We start from the raw sequence: 25,526 nt of genomic DNA, 5'->3' as shown, positions 1-25,526 counted from the left end.
CCGACTGCCAGAAAGGCTGTTCATGCACCAAGCGAGACGCCACCCCTCCACGCGCTCTGCGCTGGCCGCCGGAAGCGTCCTGGCCATTGCCGGCCTGCTGCTGGCCGGCTGTGGGAGCAAGGCGACCGAGACGGATTCAGCAAATGCGGAGTCCTGCGTGGACACCTCCGGCTCCACCGTGAAGGTCGGCGCGCTGAACTCGCTGTCGGGCACCATGGCGATCTCCGAGGTGACGGTCCGCAACGCCATCGACCTCGCCGTCGAACAGATCAACGCCTCGGGCGGTGTCATGGGCAAGCAGATCCAGCTCGTCGGCGAGGACGGCGCGTCCGAACCGACCGTGTTCGCCGAGAAGGCCGAGAAGCTGATCAGCAGCGACTGCGTGGCCGCGGTGTTCGGCGGATGGACCTCGTCGAGCCGCAAGGCGATGCTGCCCGTCTTCGAGAGCGCCAACTCGCTGCTCTACTACCCGGTCCAGTACGAAGGCCTGGAGTCGTCGCCCAACATCTTCTACACCGGCGCCACCACCAATCAGCAGATCGTGCCCGCGCTGGACTACCTCAAGGAGAAGGGCGTCAAGTCCCTTTACCTCGTCGGCAGCGACTACGTCTTTCCCCAGACGGCCAACCGCATCATCAAGGCGTACGCGGAGGCCAACGGCATCGAGATCAAGGGCGAGGACTACACGCCGCTGGGATCGACGGACTTCTCCACGATCATCAACAAGGTCCGCACCGCCGACGCGGATGCGGTGTTCAACACGCTCAACGGCGACTCGAACGTGGCCTTCTTCCGCGAGTACAAGAACGTCGGCCTGACGCCTCAGGACATGCCGGTGGTGTCGGTGTCGATCGCCGAGGAGGAGGTCGGCGGCATCGGAGTGCAGAACATCACAGGGCAGCTCACCGCCTGGAACTACTACCAGACCATCGACACGCCGGTGAACACGGCGTTCGTCGACGCCTACAAGGCCAAGTACGGCGCCGAGAAACCGACCTCGGACCCCATGGAGGCCGCGTACGCGTCGGTCTACCTGTGGAAGAACACCGTGGAGAAGGCGCAGTCCTTTGACGTCAAGGCCATTCAGGACAATGCCGGCGGCGTCACCTTCGACGCTCCGGAGGGCCTCGTCACCATCGACGGGGAGAACCACCACATCACCAAGACCGCCCGCATCGGCGAGATCCGGCCCGACGGACTGATCTACACCGTCTGGGAGTCGCCGGCGCCGATCGAGCCGGACCCGTTCTTGAAGTCCTACCCGTGGGCCGCCGGGCTGTCGGGCTGATGCCGAGGGCTGTCGGGCTGATGCCCAGGGCAAGCGAAGCGACGGGGAATATACCCAGGGCGAGCGAAGCGACGGGGAATATGCCCAGGGCGACGGGAAATCTGTTCACGTGGATGTCGTAATCGGGCAGCTGGCAACGGGATTGAGTCTCGGCTCGATCCTGTTGCTGGCCGCACTCGGCCTGTCCCTGACGTTCGGCCAGATGGGCGTCATCAACATGGCCCACGGCGAGTTCATCATGGCCGGCTGCTACACCGCCTACGTGGTGCAGCAGATGGTCTCCAGCGCCGGTGTGTCGCTGATCATCTCGCTGCTGGTCGGATTCGTCATCGGCGGCGCGATGGGCGCGCTGCTGGAGGTCACGCTGATCCAGCGCATGTATCACCGACCGCTGGACACCCTGCTGGTCACGTTCGGCGTCGGGCTGATCCTCCAGCAGGTGGCACGCGACATCTTCGGCGCACCGGCGGTCAACGTCATCGCCCCCGACTGGCTCAACGGAGGCATGGAGATCCTGGGCGCCGTGGTGCCCAAGACACGCATCTTCATCCTGGTGCTGGCCGTCGTGTGCGTCGCAGTCCTGGCCGCGGTACTGAAGATGAGCCCCATGGGGCGCCGGATCCGGGCGGTCGTACAGAACCGCGACCTCGCCGAAACCAGTGGTATCTCGTCGCGCAAGACCGACATCACCACGTTCTTCATCGGGTCGGGGCTCGCGGCGGTGGCCGGTGTGGCACTGACGCTCATCGGGTCCACCAGCCCCACGATCGGCCAGAGTTACCTGATCGACGCGTTCCTGGTCGTGGTCGTCGGCGGGCTCGGACAGATCAAGGGGACCGTCATCGCGGCGTTCACACTCGGCTTCCTGAACTCGTTCATCGAGTACAACACCACCGCCTCACTGGCCAAGGTCATTGTCTTCGTCGTCATCGTGATTTTCCTGCAGGCGCGTCCCCAGGGGCTCTTCACCGTCCGGACAAGGAGTCTCGTATGAGGACCGTCGTGGGACGCTGGCAGACCTGGGCCGGCTTCGGAGTCGCGGCGCTGGTGCTGTTCGTCGTGGCACCGGCGGTGCTCTCCGATTTCCGGCTCAGCCTGCTCGGCAAGTTCCTGTGCTTTGCGATCGTCGCCGTCGGCATCGGGCTGGCGTGGGGCCGCGGCGGAATGCTGGTGCTGGGCCAGGGAGTGTTCTTCGGCCTCGGCGGCTACATGATGGCGATGCACCTCAAGATCTCCGACGCCCAACTGCGCGGAGACGACGTGCCCGACTTCATGCAGATCCAGGGTGTGCGCGAATTACCGGGCTACTGGGCGCCTTTCGCGTCCCCGGTGGTGACGCTCATCGCCATCGTCGTCGTGCCCACCGGTATCGCCGCGGCACTGGGGTTCGGCGTGTTCAAACGCAAGGTCAAGGGCGCCTACTTCGCGATCCTGTCCCAGGCGCTGGCAGCCGCACTGGCCATCCTTCTCGTCGGGCAGACCAGCCTCGGCGGTTCCAACGGACTCAACAGGTTCCGGACGTTCTTCGGGTTCGCACTCAACGATCCGGTGAACCGCAGGATGCTGTACTTCATCGCCGCCGCGGTGTTGCTCGTCGTCATCGCCGTGGTGCGTCAGCTCATGCAGAGCCGCTACGGCGAGCTGCTGGTCGCGGTGCGCGACGGCGAGGAGCGGGTGCGCTTCCTGGGTTACGACCCGGCCAACATCAAGGTGGTGGCCTACACCGTGGCGGCGCTGTTCGCCGGCATCGCCGGTGCGCTGTTCGCCCCGATCGTCGGCTTCATCGCGCCGTCGCAGGTCGGCATCCTGCCGTCCATCGCTTTCCTCATCGGCGTCGCGATCGGCGGCCGCACCACCCTGCTGGGGCCGGTGCTCGGGGCGATCGGTGTCGCGTGGGCGCAAACCCTGTTCTCCGAACGGTTCCCGTCGGAGTGGACCTACGCCCAGGGGCTGCTGTTCATCATCGTCGTCGGGTTCTTCCCCGCAGGTCTGGCCGGCCTCGGCGTGTTCCTCAGGCGGCGGCGCAAAGCCTCCTCCGAGCCCGACCCGGCGAAGGCCCCTGACTCCGATCCCGACGCAGAGAAGGTGGGCGCCAGTTCATGACCGAGGTCACCGCGACGACAGCGGGCAAGGAACCCATCGAGGGCGGCAACGTCGGCATGGGCACGCAGTACCTCGAAGTGCGGGGTCTGACCGTCGATTTCGACGGCTTCAAGGCCGTCAGCGACGTCGACCTCACCCTGTTCCAGGGTGACCTGCGTTTCCTCATCGGACCCAACGGCGCGGGTAAGACGACGGTGATCGACGCGATCACCGGGCTGGTGCCCGCGACAGGTTCGGTGAACAAGTCGGGGGTGGAACTGCTCGGCAAGAAGGTGCACCAGATCGCGCGGCGTGGCGTCGGACGCACCTTCCAGACTGCCAGCGTCTTCGAGCAACTGACCGTCCTGCAGAACCTCGACATCGCGGCCGGGGCCGGCCGCTCGGCGTGGACGCTGCTGCGCCGGCGGACCTCCGTGCTGCCCGCGATCGAGCAGGCGCTGCACACGATCGGGTTGACCCACCTCGCCGACAAACCCGCCGGGGTGCTCGCCCACGGGCAGAAGCAGTGGCTGGAGATCGGCATGCTGCTGGTGCAGAACGCCGACGTGCTGCTGCTCGACGAGCCGGTCGCCGGCATGAGCACCGAGGAACGGGAGGAGACCGGAAACCTGTTGCGCCGCATCGGCGCCGAACGCACCGTCGTCGTCGTCGAGCACGACATGGACTTCATGCGGGCGTTCGCGACCTCGGTGACCGTGCTGGCCCGCGGACAGGTGATCGCCGAGGGTTCGGTCGCCGAGGTGCAGGCTAATCCGAAAGTCCAGGAGGTCTACCTGGGGACCGCCGCGGCCGGAGCCGACGGCATCGAACTCGCCGAGGAGAACACCTGATGCTGCAACTGGTCGACGTGCGCACCGGCTACGGCCGCAGCGAGGTCATCCACGGGGTCAGCCTCGAAGTTCCCCACGACGGTGTGGCCGCGGTGATGGGCCACAACGGCGCGGGCAAGACGACACTGCTGCGCGCCGCGGTCGGGCTGCTCAAGTGCGCGGCCGGAAAGGTGCTGTTCGACGGCGACGACATCACGAAGTTGCGGCCCAGCGCACGGGTCGGCCGCGGGCTGGCCTATGTCCCGCAGGGGCAGCAGTCCTTCGGTCAGCTGACGACGGCCGAGAACCTGCAGGTGGTCGCAGACGGCCGCAAGAACGGCAAGGCCCTGATCGACGAGCAGCTCGATCTGTTCCCGGCGCTCAAGGAACTGCTGACGCGCCGCGCCGGACTGCTCTCGGGCGGCCAGCGACAACAGCTCGCGATCGCCCGCGCGCTGATCACCACGCCGAAGTGCCTGATCCTCGACGAGCCGACCGAGGGCATCCAGCCGTCCGTGGTCCACGAGATCGAGGAGGCCATCACCGCGCTGACCAACCGGGGCGACCTCGGCGTGCTGCTCGTCGAGCAGCACATCGGTTTCGCCCTGGAATCCGCGCAGCGCTACTACATCCTCGAAGCGGGCCGCGTCACCAGCAGCGGCACCGGAGGGTCGGCCTCGGAAGCGGACGTCCGCGCCGCCATGGCCATCTGACCCTTCCGCACCGCGAGCGCGCGTGTCTGCACGCCGACGCGCCACAGAATCTGTGCAAACGCGCGCGCTCGCGACGTGAGTCGGCCAGCATCACGCTATGAGCACACCCGTCGAGCCGGTCATCCTGGCCGAGCAGGGCGGTCTCGTGATCGCCGAACGCGGACCCGAGATCGTGGTCGTCGACCGCGGTGGCAGCCCGTCGGAGATCGTCGTGTTCATCCTGGTCGTCATCACGCTCGTGTTCGGCATGTTCGGGCTCGTGTCGGTGTTCTCCGCCGCGGCCGGCGGCATGGCAGCGGGTTCCGGGATGCTCGGCGGAGTGATCCTCGCGGTCGGGGTCCTCGCCGGTATCGCAATGGTGCTGAGCGCAAAGAGGATTCGCGATCGACGGGTGCGGCCCTTGACGTCGTTCGTCCCCGTCGCCGTATTCGACCGGGCCCGGCGCGTCTACCTCGATGGCGCCGGCGAGATCATCGCGCCGTTGGACCAGGTTCGGTTCGAGCGTCGGATGCAGGTCACGTCGAGTTCGGCCAAGCTCGTCGCCGTGACCCCGTCGGGCGACCGTGTGCTCAAGCGCGGCAACCCTTTCGGTGGCGGCATCGGCACGCTGGATCACGTGCTGACCCACGTCGTCCACGGCGCGATGCCGTGAACACGCCGACAGAACCGGCGCTTCTGGTCGAAAGGGGCTCACTGGTCGTCGCTGAGGCCAGGCGCAAGGTCCTGCTTCTCGACCGCGGCAAGGCTCCACCCGAAACGGCCAGGCACGTGCTGGCCGCGGCCACCCTGATCTGTGGCGGCTATGGACTCGTATCAGTCTTCGGCTCGGGAGGCTCCCGGACATGGGAGTCTGTCGCGATCGGAGTCGTGCTGTTGGCGATAGCGGCCGCCGCTTTCGCGGGGATGCTCAGGGCGAATGAAGCGGTGCGCCGCGCGCGATCGACACCGCTGAGCACCTATCTCCGGGTGGCGGTGTTCGACCGCGAGCAGCGCTACTACCAGGACGACAGGGGCGAACTGGTGGCTGCGCTTGACGAAGTGCGGTTCGAGCGGCGCAGAGAACTCCTGCGGTCGAGTCTGGTGGTCGTCACCCCGTCAGGGACACGGGTGCTCGCGCGATTCGCGTTGTTGGCGGGGAGTTTCGATCGCCTGTTGAAGGTGCTCGACAACGCGGTGCATGGGGTTCGGCGCTGACGAGCGCGCGGTTTTGTACGGCCCGACACGGAGTGTCGCCGTACAGACACGCGCGCTCGCGGTGCCGACCCAGCCCGGTGCCGACCCAGCCCGGTGCCGACCCAGCCCGGTGCCGACCCGGCTAGCTCAGCCGGGAGACGACCTCGGCGACGACATCGGCGACGGCCACGTCCACCTGCTCACCGGTGGCCATTCTCTTGACCCCGACCGTCCCGGCCTCGAGGTCACGGTCCCCCGCCACCAGCGCGATCGTCGCACCGGAACGGTCGGCGCCCTTCATCGCGCCTTTGAGGCTTCGGTCGCCGTAGGCGACGTCGACCCGCACCCCGGCGGCGCGCAGCTGGGCAGCGAGCACCGCCAGACGCATTTTCGCGTCGGCGCCCAGCGGGACGGCGTAGACGTCGACGCGCGCGGCCTCCCCCGCCGTCTTGCCCTCGGCGCGCAACGCCAGCAGAGCGCGGTCCACGCCCAGGCCGAAGCCGATCCCCGACAGGTCGCGCCCACCGAGCTGCGACATCAGACCGTCGTACCGGCCGCCGCCGCCGATCCCGGACTGCGCACCAAGCCCGTCGTGGACGAACTCGAACGTGGTCTTCGTGTAGTAGTCCAGGCCGCGCACCATCCTGGGGTTGATCACATAGGGCACCGACATGGCGTCCAGATGCGCCAGCACGGTGTCGAAGTGCGCTTTGGCCGCCTCAGACAGGTGATCGAGCATCACCGGCGCGTCTGCGGTCATCTCCTTGATGTGCGGGCGCTTGTCGTCGAGGACGCGCAGCGGGTTGATCTGTGCGCGCGTGCGCGTCTCCTCGTCGAGATCGAGCTTGAACAGGAAGTCCTGCAACAACTCCCGGTACTGCGGCCGGCAGGTGTCGTCGCCGAGCGAGGTGATCTCCAGGCGGAAACCGTCCAGCCCCAGGGACCGGAAGCCGGCGTCGGCCACGGCGATGACCTCGGCGTCCAGCGCCGGATCGTCGACGCCGATCGCCTCCACGCCGACCTGCTGCAGCTGGCGGTAGCGCCCCGCCTGCGGACGCTCGTAGCGGAAGAACGGACCCGAGTAGCACAGCTTGACCGGTAGCTGCCCGCGGTCGAGGCCGTGTTCGATCACGGCGCGCATCACCCCGGCGGTGCCCTCGGGGCGCAACGTCACCGAGCGGTCGCCGCGGTCGGCGAAGGTGTACATCTCCTTGGAGACGACGTCGGTCGACTCCCCCACCCCGCGGGCGAACAGCGCCGTGTCTTCGAAGATCGGCAGCTCGATGTCGCCGTAGCCCGCCCGCCGCGCGGCATCGAGCAGCCCGGCGCGCACGGCGACGAACTCGGCCGAATCGGGCGGGAGGTAGTCGGGGACGCCCTTCGGTGCGCGAAACGACGTCGGGGATGAGGTGTCAGTCACGGGGTCAGACCTTCGAGAAAGGGGTTGGTGTGGCGTTCCAGGCCGATGGTGGTCCGTTCGCCGTGCCCCGGTAGTACCAGGGTGTCGTCGCCGAGGACCAGAAGTTTTGTGACGATCGAGGTGAGCAGGTCACGTCCGCTGCCCCCGGGCAGGTCGGTGCGGCCCACCGTCTGCTTGAACAGCGTGTCCCCGGTGAACGCGATCTCCTCGGGACCCTGTTCGACGCGGAAGACCACCGAGCCCCGGGTGTGGCCGGGAGTGTGGTCGACCGCGACGGTGATGCCGCCCAGTTCCAGCTTGTCGCCGTCCCGGTCGAGTTCGACGACCTGCCGGGGCTCGCGGAACATGGCGCCGAACGCCGTGCGCGCCAGCCCACCGAAGAATCCGCGACCCAGACCCTTGATCGGGTCGGCCAGCATGTAGCGGTCCGCCGGGTGGATGTAGGTCGGGCACCCGTAGGTGTCGGCCACCTTCTGCGCCGACCACATGTGGTCGAGGTGTCCGTGGGTGAGCAGCACCGCCGCCGGCGTGAGCCGGTTGTCGTCGAGGATCTTCCGCAACGGACCCATCGCCCGCTGGCCGGGGTCCACGACGATGGCGTCGGCCCCCTGCCGCGGGGCCAGCACGTAGCAGTTGCATGCCAGCATGCCGGCCGGAAATCCGGTGATCAACACCGTCCCAGCTTCCCATGCCCAGGTCCGCGCCCAGTTCAGGAGGGTCGCGGCGGCCACGCTCAGCGCCAGCTGGCACACTCGGTGCCGACCGGAACAACTTCGAGGAGGACACCGGCCGTGCCCACGAACGAACAACGGCGTGCGAGCGCCAAGCGCAAGCTCGAACGGCAGCTGGAGAACCGGGGCGAGCGTGACCGCAAGCGTCGCCGGCTGACCATCATCGGTTCGGCGGCCGGCGCAGTCCTGGTCATCGCCGCCGTGGTGGCGACCATCGTGCTCACCAACCGCGATTCCGGCACCCAGACCGCCTCGGCGTCGACCACCACCACCGAGACGTCGTCCGCGCTCGACGTCCCGGCCGCGGCCGCCGCCGGTGCGCTGCCCGAGTTCGTCGCCCCCGAGGGGCTCGGCAGCAACTGCGAGTACCCGAAGTCCGCCGACCCGGCCAGCAAGCCGAACAATGCGCCGCGCACCGGCGAGGTCCCGACCGAACCCGCGCTCGTCAGCGCCAGCATGGAGACCGACCAGGGCAACATCGGGCTGCAGCTCGACAACGGCAAGTCGCCCTGCACGGTGAACAGCTTCGCGAGCCTGGCCCAGCAGGGCTACTTCAACGGCACCCCGTGCCATCGCCTCACCACCAGCGACTCGCTGGGCGTCCTGCAGTGCGGCGACCCGACGGGTGAGGGCACCGGCGGCCCCGGATACCAGTTCGCCAACGAGTACCCGACCGACCAGTTCCAGCCCGACGATCCGAAGCTCGGCGAGCCTGTCGTCTACCCGCGCGGCACGCTGGCCATGGCCAATGCCGGGCCGGGCACCAACGGCAGCCAGTTCTTCCTCGTCTACAAGGACTCGCAGCTGCCGCCGCAGTACACCGTGTTCGGCACGATCGACGAGACCGGCCTGGCCACTCTCGACAAGATCGCGAACGAAGGCGTCGCCGACGGTGGTCCCGACGGCGCACCGAAGCTGGCGACGACGATCAAGAAGCTCCAGCTGGACTAGCGCCCCGGGGGCGCAGCCCGGGGTGAGCGGAACGATCATGGTCCCTCGCCGGCGTCGGCAGGCTGACCCGATGCCGGTGACGGCCCACGCCCGAGGGGACGATCGGGGCCGGAGACCGTAGGGGCCGAGGATGATCCGGCTCAGGCCGCCGACGTCACGCGGTAGACGTCGTAGACGCCTTCGACGTTGCGGACCACGTTGAGCACGTGGCCGAGGTGTTTGGGGTCGCCCATCTCGAAGGTGAACCGGCTGATCGCCACCCGGTCGTTGGACGTGGTGACTGATGCCGACAGGATGTTGACCTTCTCGTCGGCCAGCACCCGGGTGACATCGGAGAGCAGCCGGTGCCGGTCGAGCGCCTCCACCTGGATGGCCACCAGGAACACCGAGGACGGCGACGGCGCCCACTGGACGTCGATGATGCGCTCCGACTGCGCCTGCAGCGAGGTCGCATTCGTACAGTCGGTGCGGTGCACGCTGACTCCGCCGCCGCGGGTCACGAAGCCCATGATGTTGTCGCCGGGAACCGGCGTGCAGCACTTGGCCAGTTTGGTCAGCACGCCCGGGGCGCCCGGTACGGCGACCCCCACGTCGTCGCTGGTGCGCTGCCGGATCGGCATGGTCGCCGGCGTCGAGCGCTCGGCGATCTCGTCCGCGGCCTCGTCGTCCCCACCCAGCTGAGCCACCAGGCGCTGCACCACGTGGCGGGCGGAGACGTGGCCCTCTCCGACCGCGGTGTACAGCGCGGAGACGTCGACATAGCGCAGCTCCCGCGCCAGGGCCGTCATCGTCTCGGCATTCATCAACCGCTGCAACGGAAGTCCACCGCGGCGCACCTCGCGCGCGATGGCCTCCTTGCCGGAGTCCAGCGCTTCCTCGCGCCGCTCCTTGGCGAACCACTGCCGGATCTTGGCCTTCGCCCGCGGGGACACGACGAACGTCTGCCAGTCCCGCGACGGGCCCGCGTTGAGGGCCTTCGAGGTGAACACCTCGACCACTTCGCCGTTCTCCAGCTTGCGTTCGAGTGCGACGAGTCGGCCGTTGACGCGGGCGCCGATGCAGCGGTGTCCGACCTCGGTGTGCACGGCATAGGCGAAGTCCACCGGCGTGGAACCCGTGGGCAGGGTGACCACGTCGCCCTTGGGCGTGAACACGAAGATCTCCTGCACCGCAAGGTCGTAACGCAGCGACTCCAGGAACTCCCCCGGGTCGGCGGCCTCCCGCTGCCAGTCGAGCAGCTGCCGCATCCACGCCATGTCGTCGATCTCGGCGGCGGCGTTGCCCGCAGGTAATCCGTTGCGTCCCTTGACCTCTTTGTAACGCCAGTGCGCGGCGATGCCGTACTCGGCGGTCTTGTGCATGTCGATGGTGCGGATCTGCACCTCGAGCGGTTTGCCCTCGGGGCCCACGACGGTGGTGTGCAGCGACTGGTACACCCCGAAGCGGGGCTGGGCGATGTAGTCCTTGAAGCGGCCGGCGATGGGTTGCCACAGCGAGTGCACCACGCCGACCGCGGCGTAGCAGTCGCGGACCTCGTCGCACAGGATGCGCACGCCCACGAGGTCGTGAATGTCGTCGAAGTCGCGGCCCTTGACGATCATCTTCTGGTAGATCGACCAGTAGTGCTTCGGCCTGCCCTCGACGGTGGCGTTGATCTTCGACGCGTTCAACGTGGCCGCGATCTCGGCGCGCACCTTGGCCAGATAGGTGTCCCGCGACGGCGCCCGGTCGGCGACCAGCCGGACGATCTCCTCGTACTTCTTGGGGTGCAGGATCGCGAACGACAGATCCTCCAGCTCCCACTTGACCGTCGCCATGCCGAGCCGATGCGCGAGGGGCGCAATGACTTCCAGCGTCTCGCGGGCTTTGCGGGCCTGCTTCTCCGGCGGCAGGAAGCGCATCGTGCGCATGTTGTGCAGCCGGTCGGCCACCTTGATCACCAGCACCCGCGGATCGCGAGCCATCGCGATGATCATCTTGCGGATCGTCTCGCCCTCGGCCGCGGTTCCCAACGCGACCTTGTCCAGCTTCGTCACCCCGTCGACGAGGTGCCCGACCTCGACGCCGAACTCCTGGGTGAGCGCTTCGAGCGTGTAACCGGTGTCCTCGACGGTGTCGTGCAGCAACGCCGCGATCAGCGTCGTGGTGTCCATCCCGAGTTCGGCCAGGATGTTCGCCACGGCCAGCGGATGCGTGATGTACGGGTCGCCGGAGCGGCGGAGCTGGTCGGCATGGCGCTGTTCGGCGACCTCATAGGCCCGCTGCAGCAGCGTGAGATCGGCCTTCGGATAGATCTCCCGATGCACCGCGACCAACGGTTCGAGCACCGGATTGACCGTGCTGCGTTGCGACGTCATGCGACGTGCGAGGCGAGCCCGCACCCGGCGGGACGCGCTGGTCGCGGCCTTGGAGGTGTCAGCCCTGGGAATCTCCATCGGCTGGGTCTCCGGGCTGGAGACGGTCGCCGCAGCGGGCGCGTGCACAGCCTGGTCGGCGGCCGGTTCCGTCCGAACCTTGTCGGCCATGTTCACCTCCAGGACCTGTGGTCTTCGCAGGATATCCGCTCAGACGGTGTAGAGACTGGTGACCTCGAGCGGTTCCACGGCGGCCCGCCCGCCGAGCGCGGTCAGCTCCATCATCACCACGGCGCCGGTCACGTCGGCGCCGGCCTTGGTGAGCAGCTGATGCGTGGCCGCCAGCGTGCCCCCGGTCGCAAGCACGTCGTCGATCACCACGACGGAGCGACCGGCGAGGTCGACCCCGTTGGCCGGCACCTCCAGCGTGGCCGAGCCGTACTCCAGGGTGTAGGTCTCGCCGAGGACGGGCGGAGGCAACTTGCCGCCCTTGCGCACCGCCAGCACGCCGATGCCGAGCGTGACGGCCACCGCACCTCCGAGGAGGAAGCCGCGGGCGTCCACTCCGGCGACCAGGTCGGCGCCCCGCGCACTGTCGGCGATCGCCTTGCTCACCTCGGCCAGGCCGCGCGCGTCGGCGAGCACCGGCGTGAGGTCCTTGAACTGGACGCCCGGTTCGGGGAAGTCCGGCACCTCGCGCATCAACGATCTGATGACGTCGGCGATGTCCTCGCCGGTCTCGCTGCTCACTGACTCAACTCCCACCGGTCCATGTTCCACCCCGCACCCCATCGCGTCGGGTTTCCGCTCACCGCAAACATCTTCGTCGACGTGAGCAGGGTTCGCTGCTGACGGTACAGCGGCAGGGTCGGCATATCGCCCCAAAGGATCGGACCCGCCTCGCCGAGCAGGCGGGCGATCTCCTTCGGGTCCGACGTCACGGCGATCGTGGCGATGATCGCGTCGATGCGGCTGTTCGTGTAGCGCGGCAGGTTGTTGCCGTTGGCGCTGTGCAGGGTGTACGCGTCGATCGACGACGACCCCGACGAGCCGCTGCCCGCCGCGCCGCCGGTGCCGGCGACCAGCACGTCGATCTCGTTGTCGCGCAACGCCAGAGGTCCGGTGTTCTCCCCTGCCACGTCCGCGACGGTGATGCCGGCCGGGGCGCAGCTTCGCGCGATCGCCCCGACGGTGGCGGCGAGCCGGGCGTTGGGGGTCTGGTATCCGATCCGCACGGTGAGGGGCTGGTTGTTGAGCGCCGCGCGGGCCGCGACCGGGTTGGCGACGGCGAACTCGTTGACCTGCGGGGTCGCCTCGGCAGCCCCGTAGGCGTCCTCGGTCGCGGCGTTGAGCCGGGAGTTGGCCACCGGCACCTCGGCGTTGCGGGCGATGACGTCCCGTGGCGTGCACAGTGCCAGCGCCCGGCGGGCGGGCACCGCGGCGAGCGGACCCTGCGGCGCGAAGATGAGCTGTTCGATCCCTGCGGAAGCAGAATCGGTGCGGACGTAGTCGTCGGGCAGGTTGAGGGTTCCCGAGGAGCCGGCGGCGATGTCGACGACGTCGTAGGCGCCCTCGTTGACGCGGTCCTGCAGCTCCGGGCTGCGCGGCCACACCGTGACCCTGGCGGTGATCGGCTTGGCACCCCACCACTTGTCGTTGGCGACCAGCACGACAGCCCCGTCGTCGGTCACCGACTCCAGCTTGTAGGGCCCCGAGGACGGGAACCTCTTCAGGTCCAGGTCCGGCTTCAGGTCCCAGGTGGTGTTCCACGCCTGCGCGATCCGCTCCACGGTGGGGCCGTCGTTGTTGAGCAGGGCCGTCGTCACCGCGCCGTCGCCGAGGCCCAGCACGTCGCCCAGGACGTGCGCCGGCATCATCGTCGTCGCGGTGAACAGCTGCCCGTAGTCGGTGAAGGCCCGGTCGGGGGCGAAGGAGACCCTCGCCTTCTTCTGCCCCGGCGCGCAGTCGATGCCCGCGATGTCGGTGTACCCGGCGCGGCTGGCCGCGTCGAACCCGGCGAACCGCCCCGATCGCGACGCCCAGGCCAGCACCATGTCGTCACACGTGATCGGCTTGCCGTCGGAATAGACGGCTTCCGCCTTGATCTCGTAGTCGAGGATCAGCGGGGTGCGACCGACCACCGAGATCGTGCCGAAGTCGTGGTCGCCGATGACCTGGCCGTCGGGGCCGTGGTAGTTGAAGCCCGTCAGCGTCCGCGCGAACGCCTGCGGCCCGCCGGACGCCGCACCCGCGACCGTATTCGCGTTGTAGCTGATCAGGGTGCCGTCGACGGCGTAGTCGACGGCCTCGGCGGCCTGCGACGAGCACGAGGTGAGACCCAGTCCGCCGACCAGGACGAGCACCGCCAGCAGGACGGTCGTGCGACGGCCAGCCATCGGCCCTACCGGCTCCGCGGGGTGCGCTTACCCGACGGTCGCCCGGTCCTGCTGCTGGTCGGACGGACGGGACGAGCGCCCGGCTGCGGCTTGTCCGGCGCGGGAGCCTGCGGGGTGGCGGCGACGGCGGCCGGCTCGGCATCGCGGCCGGCGGCGCCGTCTGCAGCGGTGTCGTCGATCTCGGCGCCCCCCGCCCGGGCCGCCGCGGTCTTGCGGCGGTTGAGCACCCTACGGGTGTGCTTGCGGACCACATCGGTGCGTTCGCGCAGGCTCACCAGCAGCGGGGTCGCGAAGTAGATCGACGAGTAGGTGCCGACGATGACACCCACCAGCTGCACGAGCGCGAGGTCCATCAGCGTGCCGACGCCGAGCAGCCAGACCGCGATGACCATCAGCGCCACGATCGGCAGCACCGAGATGAGGCTGGTGTTGATCGAGCGCATGAACGTCTGGTTGACCGCGAGGTTCGCCTGCTCGGCGAACGTCCGCCGGGTGGTGTGCTCGAAGCCGTCGGTGTTCTCCTCGACCTTGTCGAAGACGATGACGGTGTCGTAGAGCGAGAACCCGAGGATCGTCAGCAGGCCGATCACGGTCGCCGGGGTGACCTCGAACCCGACGAGCGCGTAGATACCGGCGGTGACCACCAGGTCGAACAGCAGCGTCGCCAGCGCGGCGAGGGCCATATAACGCTCGTAGCGCACGGTGATGTAGATCGCGGCGAGCACGAGGAAGACCACCAGCGCGATCAGCGCCTTCTGGGTGATCTGGCCACCCCAGGTCTCCGACACCGCCGAGTCGCTGACGGCCTGTTCGCTCGGTTGGCCGTTGGCGCCGACGGGCTGGAACCGATCGAACAGCGCACTGCGCAGCTTGACGATCTCGTCGTTGTTCAGCGTCTCCGACCGGATCTGGAAGGTCGCCGAGTCGCCGCTGCCGACCACCACGACGGCGTCCGGAGCTCGGCCGATCGTGTCGGTGAAGACGGTCTCGACGTCCTGGGTCGTCGCCTGGGTGTCGGTGCGGGGGAACGACACCTTGGTGCCGCCCTCGAAGTCGATGCCGAAAGTGAAGCCGCGGATCAGGATCGCCCCGACGGCGATCGCCACGATCAGGCCGCTGATCGAGTACCAGAGCTTGCGTTTGCCCATGACCTCGAACGCACCGGTGCCCGTGTACAGGCGCACGAAGAACCCGTGCTTGGGGGCATCCCCGGCGGCGGCTTCCAGGTCGGGCGCTTCCTCGGCGGTCGATTCCAGGTCGGCGCGGTTACGTGTGGCCATGGCTTATCCCCGTCCCGCCGCGTTCGCGGCAGCTCGGCGTTCGCGGGCGATCTGCTGGACGGCTCCGAGTCCGTTGAGCGACGGTTTGGCCCAGGTGGTCGACTTCGAGGCCATGAAGACCAGGGGCCAGGTCACCAGGAACACGATGACCACGTCGAGGATCGTCGTGAGGCCGAGGGTGAACGCGAAGCCCTTCACCTGGCCGACGGCCAGGAAGTACAGCACGGCAGCGGCCAGGAAGGTGACGGCGTTGCCGGACAGAATCGTCTTGCGCGCCCGCGCCCAGCCTCGCGGAACCGCGGATCGGAACGACCGGCCTTCTCGGATCTCGTCTTTGATGCGTTCGAAGAACACCACGAACGAGTCCGCGGTCATACCGATACCGATGATCAGACCTGCGATACCCGCCAGGTCGAGCGTGTAGTTGATGTACCGGCCGAGCAGCACGAGGATCGCGAACACCATCGCGCCCGAGGCCACCAGGGACAGCGCGATCAGCAGACCGAGGGCGCGGTAGTACAGCAGCGAGTAGAGCAGCACGGCGGCCAGCCCCACGGCGCCTGCGATCAGACCGGCGCGCAGCGAGGACAGGCCCAGCGTCGCGGACACCGTCTCGGCCTCCGAGGACTCGAACGACAGCGGCAGCGATCCGTACTTGAGAACGTTCGCCAGCTCGCGCGCCGAGTCCTGGGTGAACTGGCCGGTGATCTGGGTCTTGCCGCCGGGGATCGGCTCGTTGATGACCGGGGCGCTGACGACCCTCGAGTCGAGCACGAACGCCGTCTGGGTGCCCACATTGGCCGCGGTGAAGTCCGACCACGTCTTGGCGCCCTGATCCTTGAACTCCAGATCGACGACGTACTCGCCGGCCTGCTGGTTCAGCCCCGATGTCGCGTTGGCGATCTCCTCGCCGTTGATGATCGACTTGTCGAGCAGATACACCTCGCTGCCGTCCTGCGAACAGGTGACCAGCGGGAGGTTCGGGTCGTCGTTGCCTGCGAGCACGTCCTCTTCACCGCAGCGGGTGGCCTGGAACTGCAGCGCCAGGATCTGGATCGCCTGCTCGCTGCTCTGACGCAGCCGCTTCTCGTCCTCGATCTGGATCGCCAGTGGCACGTCCTCGCCCTCGCCTTCGTTCGGCAGGATCGGCGGGGGCGGTTCCGCGGGCGGCGGGCTCTGGGAGGCCGGCCCCGGCGGTGCGGGCGACGGGCTCGGCGCAGGCTGCTGCGGGAACGGGCGCGGCTGAGGCGCCGGCGCGGCCGGCTCCCCGGGCGGCGGGGCCGCGCCGGGCGGCATACCGGGAATGGCGCCGTCCGGGAGGCCGGGGATCGCGCCGGGCGGCAGACCCGGGATGGCACCCGGGGGCGCCTGCTGCGGGCCCGCGTCGGGGGGCGGTGTCGATCCCGCCGGAATCACGTGCACCACGGGACGGATGTAGAGCCGCGCCGTCTGGCCCAGGCTGCGGGCCTCGCTGGTGTCGTCGCCCGGCACGGTGATGACCAGATTGTTGCCGTCGATGATCACCTCGGAGCCGGACACGCCGAGGCCGTCCACGCGGGAGCTGATGATCTGCTGGGCCTGGATCAGGGCGTCGCGCGACGGCTCGGAGCCGTCGGGCGTCCGCGCCGTCAGGGTGACGCGCGTGCCGCCCTGGAGGTCGATGCCCAGCTTCGGGTCGGGTTTCTTGTCACCGGTGAGGAACACCAGTAGGTAGGCGCCGATGAGCAGCACCAGGAACAGGCCCAGGTAGCGGGCAGGGTGAACCGTCGAAGACGATGCCACGTTTCAGAGTCTCCTCGAGATCAGGTCGTCAGCACCGCAAAGAGTACGTGCTGCTGCTGAGATCTCAGCCGTCAGTCTTGGTGTTGGGACGATCGGTGATCTCGGTGCCGGTCGACCGCGGCTCCAGGCCGTCGGCCGTACCGTCGAGAGCGGTGTCGTCGATGTCGGAGTCCTCGTCGATGTCGTCGACGTCATCGACGATGCGGTCGCGCACCGCGAGCTTCATCCAGGTGGTGACCACCCCGGGGGCGATCTCCACGTCGACGTAGTCGTCGCCGATGCCGGTGATGGTGCCCTGCAGACCCGACGTGGTGTGGATGCGGTCGCCCACCTCCAGCGAGTTGTGCAGGTCGATGGTGGCCTGCATCGCCTTCTTCTGGCGGCGCGACGCGAAGTACATGAACGCGCCCATGATGATGAGCAGGGGCAGGAAAACGACCAAATCCATGGCGAAGGTGTCTCTCTACGTTTCGATTCTCTGTGTATGCGGTCTCGTGTGGACAGGCTCGCCGGCCGGCACGGCGGCACCCCGTCATCAAGGACTCAGTGGTCCAGTGTGCCATTGCACCGCCTGCGTTCCGTCCCCCCGGTCCGCGGCCGGTCCCCACGGCGGTCCGAGCGCACCGCCCGCTGCTCGGCGCATGTGGGCGTGGACGACGAATTCCGTCGCCGTTTGTCGAGTCCACTACCGATTCCGCCACACAGTGCCCCACTTCTCGACGGATCGACGCTGTGTGGGACTAGGCTCGAACCACACGCGGCAGTCGTCGACGTCTCATCTCTCAACGGGTCTGTAGGAGGTTTTCCTGTGAGCGCTCTCGAACAGAGCCGCCACCTCGCCACCGCCATCCCCGGCCCTCGCTCATCGGAGCTCATCGCGCGTAAGACCGCCGCGGTGGCCACCGGGGTCGGCAACACGATGCCTGTCTACGCAGCACGGGCGTTCGGCGGGATCGTCGAGGACGTCGACGGCAACCGGCTGATCGACCTGGGGGCGGGCATCGCCGTGACCACGATCGGCAACGCCTCGCCCAGGGTCGTCGAGGCGGTGGCCGAGCAGGCCGCCCGCTTCACCCACACCTGCTTCATGGTCACGCCCTACGAGGGGTACGTGGCCGTGGCCGAGGCATTGAACCGCCTGACCCCCGGCGACGGCGACAAGCGCTCCGCGCTGTTCAACTCCGGCTCGGAGGCCGTGGAGAACGCGGTCAAGATTGCCAGGACATTCACACGGAAGCAGGCGGTGGTGTCGTTCGATCACGCCTACCACGGGCGCACGAACCTCACGATGGCCCTGACCGCGAAGTCGATGCCGTACAAGCACGGCTTCGGCCCGTTCGCCCCCGAGGTCTACCGCGCACCGCTGTCCTACCCGTTCCGCGACGCCGAATTCGGCGGCAAGGAGCTGGCGACCGATGGCGAACTCGCGGCGCGGCGCGCGATCACGGTCATCGACAAACAGGTCGGCGCCGACAATCTCGCCGCCGTGATCATCGAGCCGATCCAGGGCGAGGGCGGCTTCATCGTCCCGGCGGAGGGCTTCCTGCCCACGCTGCTCCAGTGGTGCCGCGACAACGACGTCGTCTTCATCGCCGACGAGGTGCAGACCGGTTTCGCGCGCACCGGGGCGATGTTCGCCTGCGAGCACGAGGGCATCGTGCCCGACTTGATCGTGACGGCGAAGGGCATCGCCGACGGCATGCCGCTGTCCGCGGTGACCGGTCGTGCCGACATCATGGACGCCACCCACGTCGGTGGCCTCGGCGGCACGTACGGCGGCAATCCGGTGGCGTGCGCAGCGGCGCTGGCCACCATCGAGACGATCGAAGCCGACGGCCTGGTGGCCCGCGCCGCGCAGATCGAAGCGCTGATGAAGGACAGGCTGGGCCGGATGCAGGCCGAGGACGACCGCATCGGCGACGTCCGCGGCCGCGGCGCGATGATCGCGGTCGAGCTGGTCAAGCCCGGCACCACCGAACCCGACGCCGAGCTCACCAAGAAACTCAGCACGGCGGCGCATCAGGCCGGGGTGATCGTGCTGACCTGCGGCACCTTCGGCAATGTGCTGCGCTTCCTGCCACCGCTGGCCATCAGCGACGAGCTCCTCCTCGAAGGGCTCGACATCCTCGAACTCCTCCTGCGCGACCTCTGACCGATCCGACCATCACGGAGCTGACTGATATGACCACCGTCAAGAACTTCATCGGCGGCGAACTCGTCGACTCGACCGGCGGCGCCACCATGCCCCTGATCGACCCGAGCACCGGCGAGCAGTACGGAACCGCACCGGTGTCCAACGAACAGGACATCGACAACGCGTACGCGGCGGCCTCGAAGGCGTTCAAGGAATGGAAGAAGACCACCCCCTCTCAGCGGCAGAAGGCGCTGCTCGATTTCGCCGACGAGGTGGAGAAGGCCGCCGACGACCTGATCGCCGCCGAGGGACGCAACACGGGCAAGCCCAACCACGTCACCGCGGCCGAGGAGATCCCGCCGATGGTCGACCAGATCCGGTTCTTCGCCGGTGCGGCGCGGGTTCTGGAGGGCAGGTCGGCCGGCGAGTACATGGCCGACCACACGTCGTGGATCCGCCGCGAACCGGTCGGGGTCATCGGTCAGGTGGCGCCGTGGAACTACCCGATGATGATGGCGATCTGGAAGATCTGCCCGGCGATCGCGGCGGGCAACACCGTGGTCATCAAGCCCAGCGACACCACCCCCGTCACGACGGTCATGCTCGCCGAGCTCGCGGCCAAGCATCTTCCTGCCGGCGTGCTGAACGTCGTGACCGGCGACCGGGTCACCGGCGCCAACCTCGTGTCGCATCCGACGCCTGAGATGGTCGCCATCACCGGGTCGGTGGCCGCCGGCAAGGCCGTGGCGGTCAGCGCGGGCGGCAACCTCAAACGCACCCACCTGGAACTCGGCGGTAAGGCGCCGGTCATCGTGTTCGACGACGCCGACCTCGGCGCGGCCGCCGAGGGCATCGCCACCGCGGCGTACTTCAACGCCGGGCAGGACTGCACGGCCGCGACCCGGGTGCTCGCCTCGGCGTCGATCGCCGCCGACCTGACCGCTGCGCTCGCCGAGCAGGCGAAGGGGGCGACGACGACGTTCGGGCGTCCCGCGGACGACGAGGACGCCTGGGTGCCGCCGGTCAACAACGTCAACCAGATGGAGCGGGTGCTGTCGTTCTTCTCCGACATCCCCTCACACGCATCCGTCGCCGTCGGCGGAAACCGCCAGGGCGACAAGGGTTTCTACGTCGAACCGACCGTCATCGGCGGACTTCGCCAGGACGACCGGCTGATCCAGCAGGAGATCTTCGGCCCGGTCATCACCGTGCAGTCGTTCACCGACGAGGAGCAGGCCATCGGCTACGCCAACGGCGTCGAGTACGCGCTCGCGTCCTCGGTGTGGACCAAGGATGTGTCGCGGGCCCTGCGGGTGTCCAACGCGCTGGATTTCGGGTGCGTGTGGATCAACACCCACATCCCGCTCGTCGCCGAGATGCCGCACGGCGGATTCAAGTCCTCCGGCCACGGAAAGGACCTGTCGATGTACGGGCTGGAGGATTACACCCGCATCAAGCACGTGATGGCCTACACCGGGTAGCCGCCCGGGGCGTCAGGGACTCGCCGGTCAGCCGAGCTCGGCACCGGCGAGCAGAACGGCCACGATGGTGTGGAGATCGTCGACGGTGAGACCGTCCCCGTCGACCTCCAGGGCGATCAGCTCGGAGAGCAGGTCGTCCCGGGGTGCGCAGCACCTGTCGGCGATGAGCACGTCGAGATGCCAGTACAGCTGCTCGATCGCGTCGGGGTCGAGGTAGTCGGTTGCGCACCGCGCGAACAACGGCCACTGGTGGGCGGGGACATCCAATGCCGAACACACGGCGGACACCGGGTAGGACCGCGTGGCGTCGGGCGGGACGGATCCGCCGAATGCCTCCGCGGTCAGGCGGTCGCAGACGTCGTCGAGAACATCGACGGCCATGGTGTCGAGCGGCGTGGTGATGGCGACCCCTCCTTCTGTTAGCTCCACTATTCTTCTCCCCCAGGGCTTTCGGCGAAACGTGATGCTCGACTCCACGTGGGCGGGCGTGTGACCCACACATCAGCGCACAGCGCAGTCACAGCACATTGGCAGGCGCGCAGGGACCTTTATCGGAATACATTTAGTTTTACTAACGTAGTTTTCCGTAGGCGCAGCGTCGCGCCTCCTATTCCCCCGATGAGTTCCCAAGGACGCAAGATGTCGACTGATACCCAAGAGGAGCGGCTCGAACGCCGCATCGCGCACCTGTTCTCCACCGACGTCCAGTTCGCGGAGGCCGCCCCCGACGCGGGCGTCACCGACGCCATCGACGCACCCGACATGCGCCTGCCACACATCATCGAGACCGTCCTGCGCGGGTACGCCGACCGGCCCGCCGTGGGGCAACGTGCCGTCCGACTGGTCGCGGACCCCCACGGCGGACGCACCTCGGCAGAACTTCTCCCCCACTTCGAAACGCTCACCTATGCCGAACTGGCCGAGCGTGTGCGCGCCGTGGCCGGTGCGCTGACCGAGGTCGAACCCGACGACCGCGTCGCGATGCTCGGCTTCACCAGCGTCGACTACACCACCGTCGACATCGCGCTGACGCTGCGCGGTGCGGTGGCCGTGCCCCTGCAGACAGCGGCGCCGGTGGCCACGTTGCGGCCCATCATCGCCGAAACCGAACCCGTGGTGCTCGCGTCGTCGATCGACTATCTCGACGACGCCCTGGAGCTCGCCCTCGGCGCACCGTCGGTGCGGCGCATCGTCGTGTTCGACGACCTGGCCGGCGTCGACGATCATCGCGACGCCGTGGCCTCGGCACGCACCCGCCTCGTCGACGCAGGAAGCAGCCTCGGCGTCGACCGGCTCGAGGACGTGCTCAACGGGGCGAATCAGGCTGCGGCACAGTCCTATATCTCTCCGGAGCCCGACCCCCTCACGTTGCTCATCTACACGTCCGGCAGCACCGGCGCCCCGAAGGGCGCGATGTACACCGAGCGCCTCGTCGCGAACGCGTGGCGCCCCTCGGGACGTGAGCGGTGGGGTGCCGACGGCGCACGACCGTCGATCACCCTGAACTTCCTGCCGATGAGCCATGTGATGGGCCGGATGCTGCTCTACGGCACGCTGGGCTCCGGCGGTACCGCGTATTTCGCTGCGCGCAGCGACCTTTCGACGTTCCTCGACGATCTCGCCCTGGTGCGCCCCACCCAGCTGTCCTTCGTGCCGAGGATCTGGGACACGCTCTTCGCCGAGGTCGGCAAAGAACTCGACCGCCGGCCCGGCAGCGAGGCCGAGGTGTTCGCCGAGATGCGCCAGAGCCTGCTCGGCGGCCGCTACGTGATGGCGATGACGGGCTCGGCGCCGCTGTCTGCCGAGATGAAGAAATTCGTCGAAAGCTTTCTCGACCTGCACCTCATCGACGGCTACGGGTCGACCGAGGCCGGCGCGGTGTTCGTCGACGGCCAGGTGCAACGGCCACCGGTGCTCGATTACAAGATCGTCGACGTCCCCGAACTCGGCTACTTCCACACCGACCGTCCGCACCCGCGCGGGGAACTCCTGGTCAAGTCCGACAGCCTTTTTCCGGGTTACTACAAGCGGCCCGAGATCACCGCCGAGATGTTCGACGAGGACGGCTTCTACCGCACCGGCGACGTGGTCGCCGAGACCGGGCCGGACCAGCTCGTCTACGTCGACCGGCGAAACAACGTCCTCAAGCTGTCGCAGGGTGAGTTCGTCACCGTCTCGAAACTGGAGGCGGTGTTCGGCGACAGCCCGCTGATACGGCAGATCTATCTGTACGGCAACAGCGCACGGCCCTACCTGCTCGCCGTCGTCGTGCCGACCGAAGAGGCTCTGGCGCAGGGGGATGCCAAGGCCGTCATCGCCGAATCGCTGCAGGAGGTCGCCAAGTCCGCGGACCTGCAGTCGTATGAGATCCCGCGGGACTTCCTCATCGAGACCACACCGTTCACCGTGGAGAACGGGCTGCTCACGGGCATCCGGAAACTCGCGCGGCCCAAGCTCAAGGAGCACTACGGCGAACGCCTCGAAGTGCTGTACAGCGAGCTGGCCGAGGGGCAGGCCGACGAGCTGCGCGCACTGCGCCTCGCGGGGCCCGACCGGCCGGTGCTGGAAACGGTGAGCCGCGCAGCCGCGGCGCTTCTCGGCAGTGCGGCCGGCGACCTGCGCCCCGACGCGCATTTCACCGACCTGGGCGGGGATTCGTTGTCGGCGTTGACCTTCGCGAATCTGCTGCACGACATCTTCGAGGTCGACGTCCCCGTCGGGGTCATCGTCAGCCCCGCCACCGACCTGCAGAAGCTGGCCGAGTTCATCGATGCCGGACGCCAGAACGACTCCGGCAGGCCGACATTCGCGTCGGTCCACGGCGACGGCGCGACGAAGGTCCACGCCCGCGACCTGACGCTGGAGAAGTTCCTCGATGCCGCGACCCTCGCGGCGGCACCGGAGCTGCCCCGGCCGGATCAAGAGATCCGCACGGTTCTGCTGACCGGCGCCACCGGCTTCCTGGGCCGCTACCTCGCGCTGCAGTGGCTGGAACGCCTGGCCCCGGTCGGCGGCACCCTGATCTGCCTGGTGCGCGCCAAGGACGACGCGACGGCCCGGGCTCGCCTCGACCGCACCTTCGACACCGGTGACGCGCGACTGCTGGAGCACTACCGGCGGTTGGCGGCCGACCATCTGGACGTCATCGCCGGCGACAAAGGCGACGCCGACCTCGGACTGGACCCGCAGACGTGGCAGCGGCTCGCCGACACCGTCGACCTCATCGTTGATCCGGCCGCCCTGGTCAACCACGTTCTGCCGTACAGCCAGCTGTTCGCGCCCAATGCGCTGGGCACGGCCGAGCTGGTCAAGGTCGCGCTGACGACGAAGATCAAACCATTCGTCTACGTATCGACGATCGGTGTCGGCGCCGGGATCGAGCCGGGTCAGTTCACCGAGGACGGGGACATCCGCGAGATCAGCGCCACCCGCGTGGTCGACGACAGCTATGCCAACGGTTACGGCAACAGCAAATGGGCGGGCGAGGTGCTGCTGCGCGAAGCCCACGATCTGTGCGGACTCCCGGTCGCGGTCTTCCGCTGCGACATGATCCTGGCCGACACGACCTACGCCGGACAGCTCAATCTGCCCGACATGTTCACCCGACTGATCCTGAGCCTCGTGGCCACCGGCGTCGCCCCGGATTCGTTCTACCGGGTCGATGCCGGCGGGCAGCGTCCCCGCGCCCACTACGACGGACTCCCGGTGGAGTTCATCGCCGACGCGATCTCCACCCTCGGCGCCGACGTCCACCGCGACTCGGAGACGGGTTTCGAGACCTATCACGTGATGAACCCGTACGACGACGGGATCGGTCTCGACGAGTTCGTCGACTGGCTGATCGACGCCGGCTATCCGGTCCACCGCGTGGGCGACTATGCGGGGTGGCTGCAGCGGTTCACGACTGCGGTCACCGCGCTACCGGACCGACAGCGGCAGGCCTCGCTGTTGCCGCTGCTGCACAACTATCAGCAGCCGGAGGTGCCGATCCGGGGGTCCATCGCTCCCACGGACCGGTTCCGGGCCGCCGTGCAGGACGCGAAGATCGGTCCCGACAAGGACATCCCCCACGTCACGCGAGAGGTCATCGTCAAGTACGTGACCGACCTACAGCTGCTCGGTCTGCTCTGACTGGGCGGCGACGCGACGCCCGTCTCAGACGGGCATCGTGTCGCGGGTGTCGCGACGCCGTCGGCCGAACAGTGACGGCCGGCGGCGACGCACCGGTTCGGCGGCGACGTCGCGCCGGTCCCAGGCGTTCGTGTCCGTCCCCACCGGACCGTTGGTGACGGTGTGGGTGTGGGCCTCGCCGTAGGCGATGTCGCGTGCGGTGCGCACCGACAACCTGCCCGCAGCGAGCGCCGCCAGGAACACGATCAGGGCGCCGAGCCCGGAGAAGTACGTCAGTTCCAGCCACACGCGCTGGGCCTCGCCGGTCGCGACGGGCTCCCCGGCGCTGCCGAGTCCGAGCGCGCCGGCCACCGCGCGTCCCACGACGAACCATGCGCCCGCCGCCACGGCCATCCAGGTGCCCAGCATCGCCGTCGCCCGGTTGCGTGACACGAACATCAGCAAGCCGCCCAGCACCGCCACGGCGCCCGGCAACACCTCGAGCCACCCGCGGCCGGCGGTCCACGCCCACGGGCGGTCCGGACTGAACGCGAAATCGAAGAGCGGACCGACGAACGGGATCAGCGCCCCCCAGAGACCCAGCGCCACGATCAGCAGACCGCTGACGGCGCCGCGGCTTCGCGGGATGTGCATTCTGCCCGCGCGGGGGCGGGCGGATGTCTCAACCATGATTCCTCCTCAGAAAGTGCCCAGCGAGTACCCAGCCGCGAGGGACGGTAACCCCGAGCGGCGGCGACCCGAGCTGCGGTTTCGCTGGTAACGGGTGTTGCCAGAATCCGG

21 protein-coding genes are annotated in these 25,526 nt (G+C 68.4%); 11 read left to right on the top strand and 10 right to left on the bottom strand.

All coding sequences use genetic code 11. The annotated features are described in order from the left end of the window. Positions 1-22 precede the first annotated feature (22 nt). The 7 genes from urtA to FHR72_RS09180 all read left to right on the top strand — a co-directional run bounded on the left by urtA (position 23) and on the right by FHR72_RS09180 (position 6,107). Positions 23-1,288, top strand: coding sequence for an urea ABC transporter substrate-binding protein (gene urtA / locus FHR72_RS09210; protein WP_183467622.1), 1,266 nt, complete (start codon positions 23-25; stop codon positions 1,286-1,288). 109 nt (positions 1,289-1,397) lie between these two features. Further along, positions 1,398-2,282: an urea ABC transporter permease subunit UrtB gene (gene urtB / locus FHR72_RS09205; protein ID WP_183467621.1), complete on the top strand. Its 885-nt coding sequence runs from the start codon at positions 1,398-1,400 to the stop codon at positions 2,280-2,282. Next, positions 2,279-3,391 carry an urea ABC transporter permease subunit UrtC gene (gene urtC / locus FHR72_RS09200; RefSeq protein WP_183467620.1) on the top strand — a complete coding sequence of 371 codons (1,113 nt, stop codon included), beginning with the start codon at positions 2,279-2,281 and terminating at the stop codon, positions 3,389-3,391. Before urtB ends, urtC begins: the two co-directional genes overlap by 4 nt. Then, positions 3,388-4,221, top strand: coding sequence for an urea ABC transporter ATP-binding protein UrtD (gene urtD, locus FHR72_RS09195; protein ID WP_183467619.1), 834 nt, complete (start codon positions 3,388-3,390; stop codon positions 4,219-4,221). The genes urtC and urtD overlap by 4 nt, the downstream gene beginning before the upstream one ends. Further along, positions 4,221-4,913, top strand: coding sequence for an urea ABC transporter ATP-binding subunit UrtE (gene urtE / locus FHR72_RS09190; protein WP_183467618.1), 693 nt, complete (start codon positions 4,221-4,223; stop codon positions 4,911-4,913). The genes urtD and urtE overlap by 1 nt, the downstream gene beginning before the upstream one ends. A gap of 97 nt (positions 4,914-5,010) precedes the next feature. Next, a complete protein-coding gene (locus FHR72_RS26510; protein ID WP_260155936.1) occupies positions 5,011-5,565 on the top strand; it encodes a hypothetical protein in 555 nt (184 codons plus the stop codon). After that, positions 5,562-6,107 carry a hypothetical protein gene (locus tag FHR72_RS09180; RefSeq protein ID WP_183467617.1) on the top strand — a complete coding sequence of 182 codons (546 nt, stop codon included), beginning with the start codon at positions 5,562-5,564 and terminating at the stop codon, positions 6,105-6,107. Before FHR72_RS26510 ends, FHR72_RS09180 begins: the two co-directional genes overlap by 4 nt. Before the next feature lie 121 nt (positions 6,108-6,228). Here the strand turns inward: FHR72_RS09180 and hisS are convergent, their stop codons facing one another. Both hisS and FHR72_RS09170 read right to left on the bottom strand, forming a co-directional pair. Continuing rightward, positions 6,229-7,506, bottom strand: coding sequence for a histidine--tRNA ligase (gene hisS / locus FHR72_RS09175; RefSeq protein ID WP_183467616.1), 1,278 nt, complete (start codon positions 7,504-7,506; stop codon positions 6,229-6,231). Beyond that, entirely contained in the window at positions 7,503-8,180 is a 678-nt protein-coding gene (locus tag FHR72_RS09170; RefSeq protein WP_183467867.1) for an MBL fold metallo-hydrolase, read from the bottom strand. The genes hisS and FHR72_RS09170 overlap by 4 nt, the downstream gene beginning before the upstream one ends. A 117-nt stretch (positions 8,181-8,297) precedes the next feature. On the opposite strand from FHR72_RS09170, the gene FHR72_RS09165 reads away from it, so the two are divergent. Next, positions 8,298-9,188, top strand: coding sequence for a peptidylprolyl isomerase (locus tag FHR72_RS09165; RefSeq protein ID WP_183467615.1), 891 nt, complete (start codon positions 8,298-8,300; stop codon positions 9,186-9,188). A 140-nt stretch (positions 9,189-9,328) separates the two neighbouring features. Here the strand turns inward: FHR72_RS09165 and FHR72_RS09160 are convergent, their stop codons facing one another. The 6 genes from FHR72_RS09160 to yajC all read right to left on the bottom strand — a co-directional run bounded on the left by FHR72_RS09160 (position 9,329) and on the right by yajC (position 17,448). After that, positions 9,329-11,713: a RelA/SpoT family protein gene (locus tag FHR72_RS09160; protein WP_183467614.1), complete on the bottom strand. Its 2,385-nt coding sequence runs from the start codon at positions 11,711-11,713 to the stop codon at positions 9,329-9,331. Positions 11,714-11,752: 39 nt separating this feature from the next. Next, positions 11,753-12,292: an adenine phosphoribosyltransferase gene (locus FHR72_RS09155; protein ID WP_183467613.1), complete on the bottom strand. Its 540-nt coding sequence runs from the start codon at positions 12,290-12,292 to the stop codon at positions 11,753-11,755. Continuing rightward, positions 12,289-13,938: an ABC transporter substrate-binding protein gene (locus tag FHR72_RS09150; protein WP_183467612.1), complete on the bottom strand. Its 1,650-nt coding sequence runs from the start codon at positions 13,936-13,938 to the stop codon at positions 12,289-12,291. Before FHR72_RS09150 ends, FHR72_RS09155 begins: the two co-directional genes overlap by 4 nt. A 5-nt stretch (positions 13,939-13,943) precedes the next feature. Next, positions 13,944-15,218: a protein translocase subunit SecF gene (gene secF / locus FHR72_RS09145; RefSeq protein ID WP_183467611.1), complete on the bottom strand. Its 1,275-nt coding sequence runs from the start codon at positions 15,216-15,218 to the stop codon at positions 13,944-13,946. Between the two features lie 3 nt (positions 15,219-15,221). After that, entirely contained in the window at positions 15,222-17,000 is a 1,779-nt protein-coding gene (gene secD, locus FHR72_RS09140; RefSeq protein WP_183467610.1) for a protein translocase subunit SecD, read from the bottom strand. 64 nt (positions 17,001-17,064) lie between these two features. Beyond that, positions 17,065-17,448: a preprotein translocase subunit YajC gene (gene yajC, locus FHR72_RS09135; RefSeq protein ID WP_183467609.1), complete on the bottom strand. Its 384-nt coding sequence runs from the start codon at positions 17,446-17,448 to the stop codon at positions 17,065-17,067. A gap of 360 nt (positions 17,449-17,808) precedes the next feature. Between yajC and gabT the strand changes: the two genes are divergently transcribed. Together gabT and FHR72_RS09125 are read left to right on the top strand one after the other, a co-directional pair. After that, positions 17,809-19,152 carry a 4-aminobutyrate--2-oxoglutarate transaminase gene (gene gabT / locus FHR72_RS09130; RefSeq protein WP_183467608.1) on the top strand — a complete coding sequence of 448 codons (1,344 nt, stop codon included), beginning with the start codon at positions 17,809-17,811 and terminating at the stop codon, positions 19,150-19,152. 29 nt (positions 19,153-19,181) lie between these two features. Further along, a complete protein-coding gene (locus FHR72_RS09125; protein WP_183467607.1) occupies positions 19,182-20,615 on the top strand; it encodes a gamma-aminobutyraldehyde dehydrogenase in 1,434 nt (477 codons plus the stop codon). 27 nt (positions 20,616-20,642) lie between these two features. Here the strand turns inward: FHR72_RS09125 and FHR72_RS09120 are convergent, their stop codons facing one another. Continuing rightward, positions 20,643-21,044 (bottom strand): cytochrome P450 family protein, encoded by a 402-nt coding sequence (locus FHR72_RS09120; protein WP_311736099.1) that lies wholly within the window; start codon positions 21,042-21,044, stop codon positions 20,643-20,645. A 210-nt stretch (positions 21,045-21,254) separates the two neighbouring features. Here FHR72_RS09120 and car point away from each other — a divergent pair, with 210 nt between their 5' ends. Continuing rightward, on the top strand, positions 21,255-24,746 hold the full coding sequence (car, locus tag FHR72_RS09115) for a carboxylic acid reductase (RefSeq protein WP_183467606.1): 3,492 nt from the start codon (positions 21,255-21,257) through the stop codon (positions 24,744-24,746). 24 nt (positions 24,747-24,770) lie between these two features. On the opposite strand, the gene FHR72_RS09110 is transcribed toward car, so the two are convergent. Then, positions 24,771-25,415 (bottom strand): hypothetical protein, encoded by a 645-nt coding sequence (locus tag FHR72_RS09110; protein WP_183467605.1) that lies wholly within the window; start codon positions 25,413-25,415, stop codon positions 24,771-24,773. Positions 25,416-25,526: the final 111 nt, after the last annotated feature.

It is taken from the genome of Mycolicibacterium iranicum, from assembly GCF_014190915.1.
GTDB classification, from domain to species: domain Bacteria; phylum Actinomycetota; class Actinomycetes; order Mycobacteriales; family Mycobacteriaceae; genus Mycobacterium; species Mycobacterium iranicum_B.
This window is presented reverse-complemented; position numbering and strand designations above follow the sequence as displayed.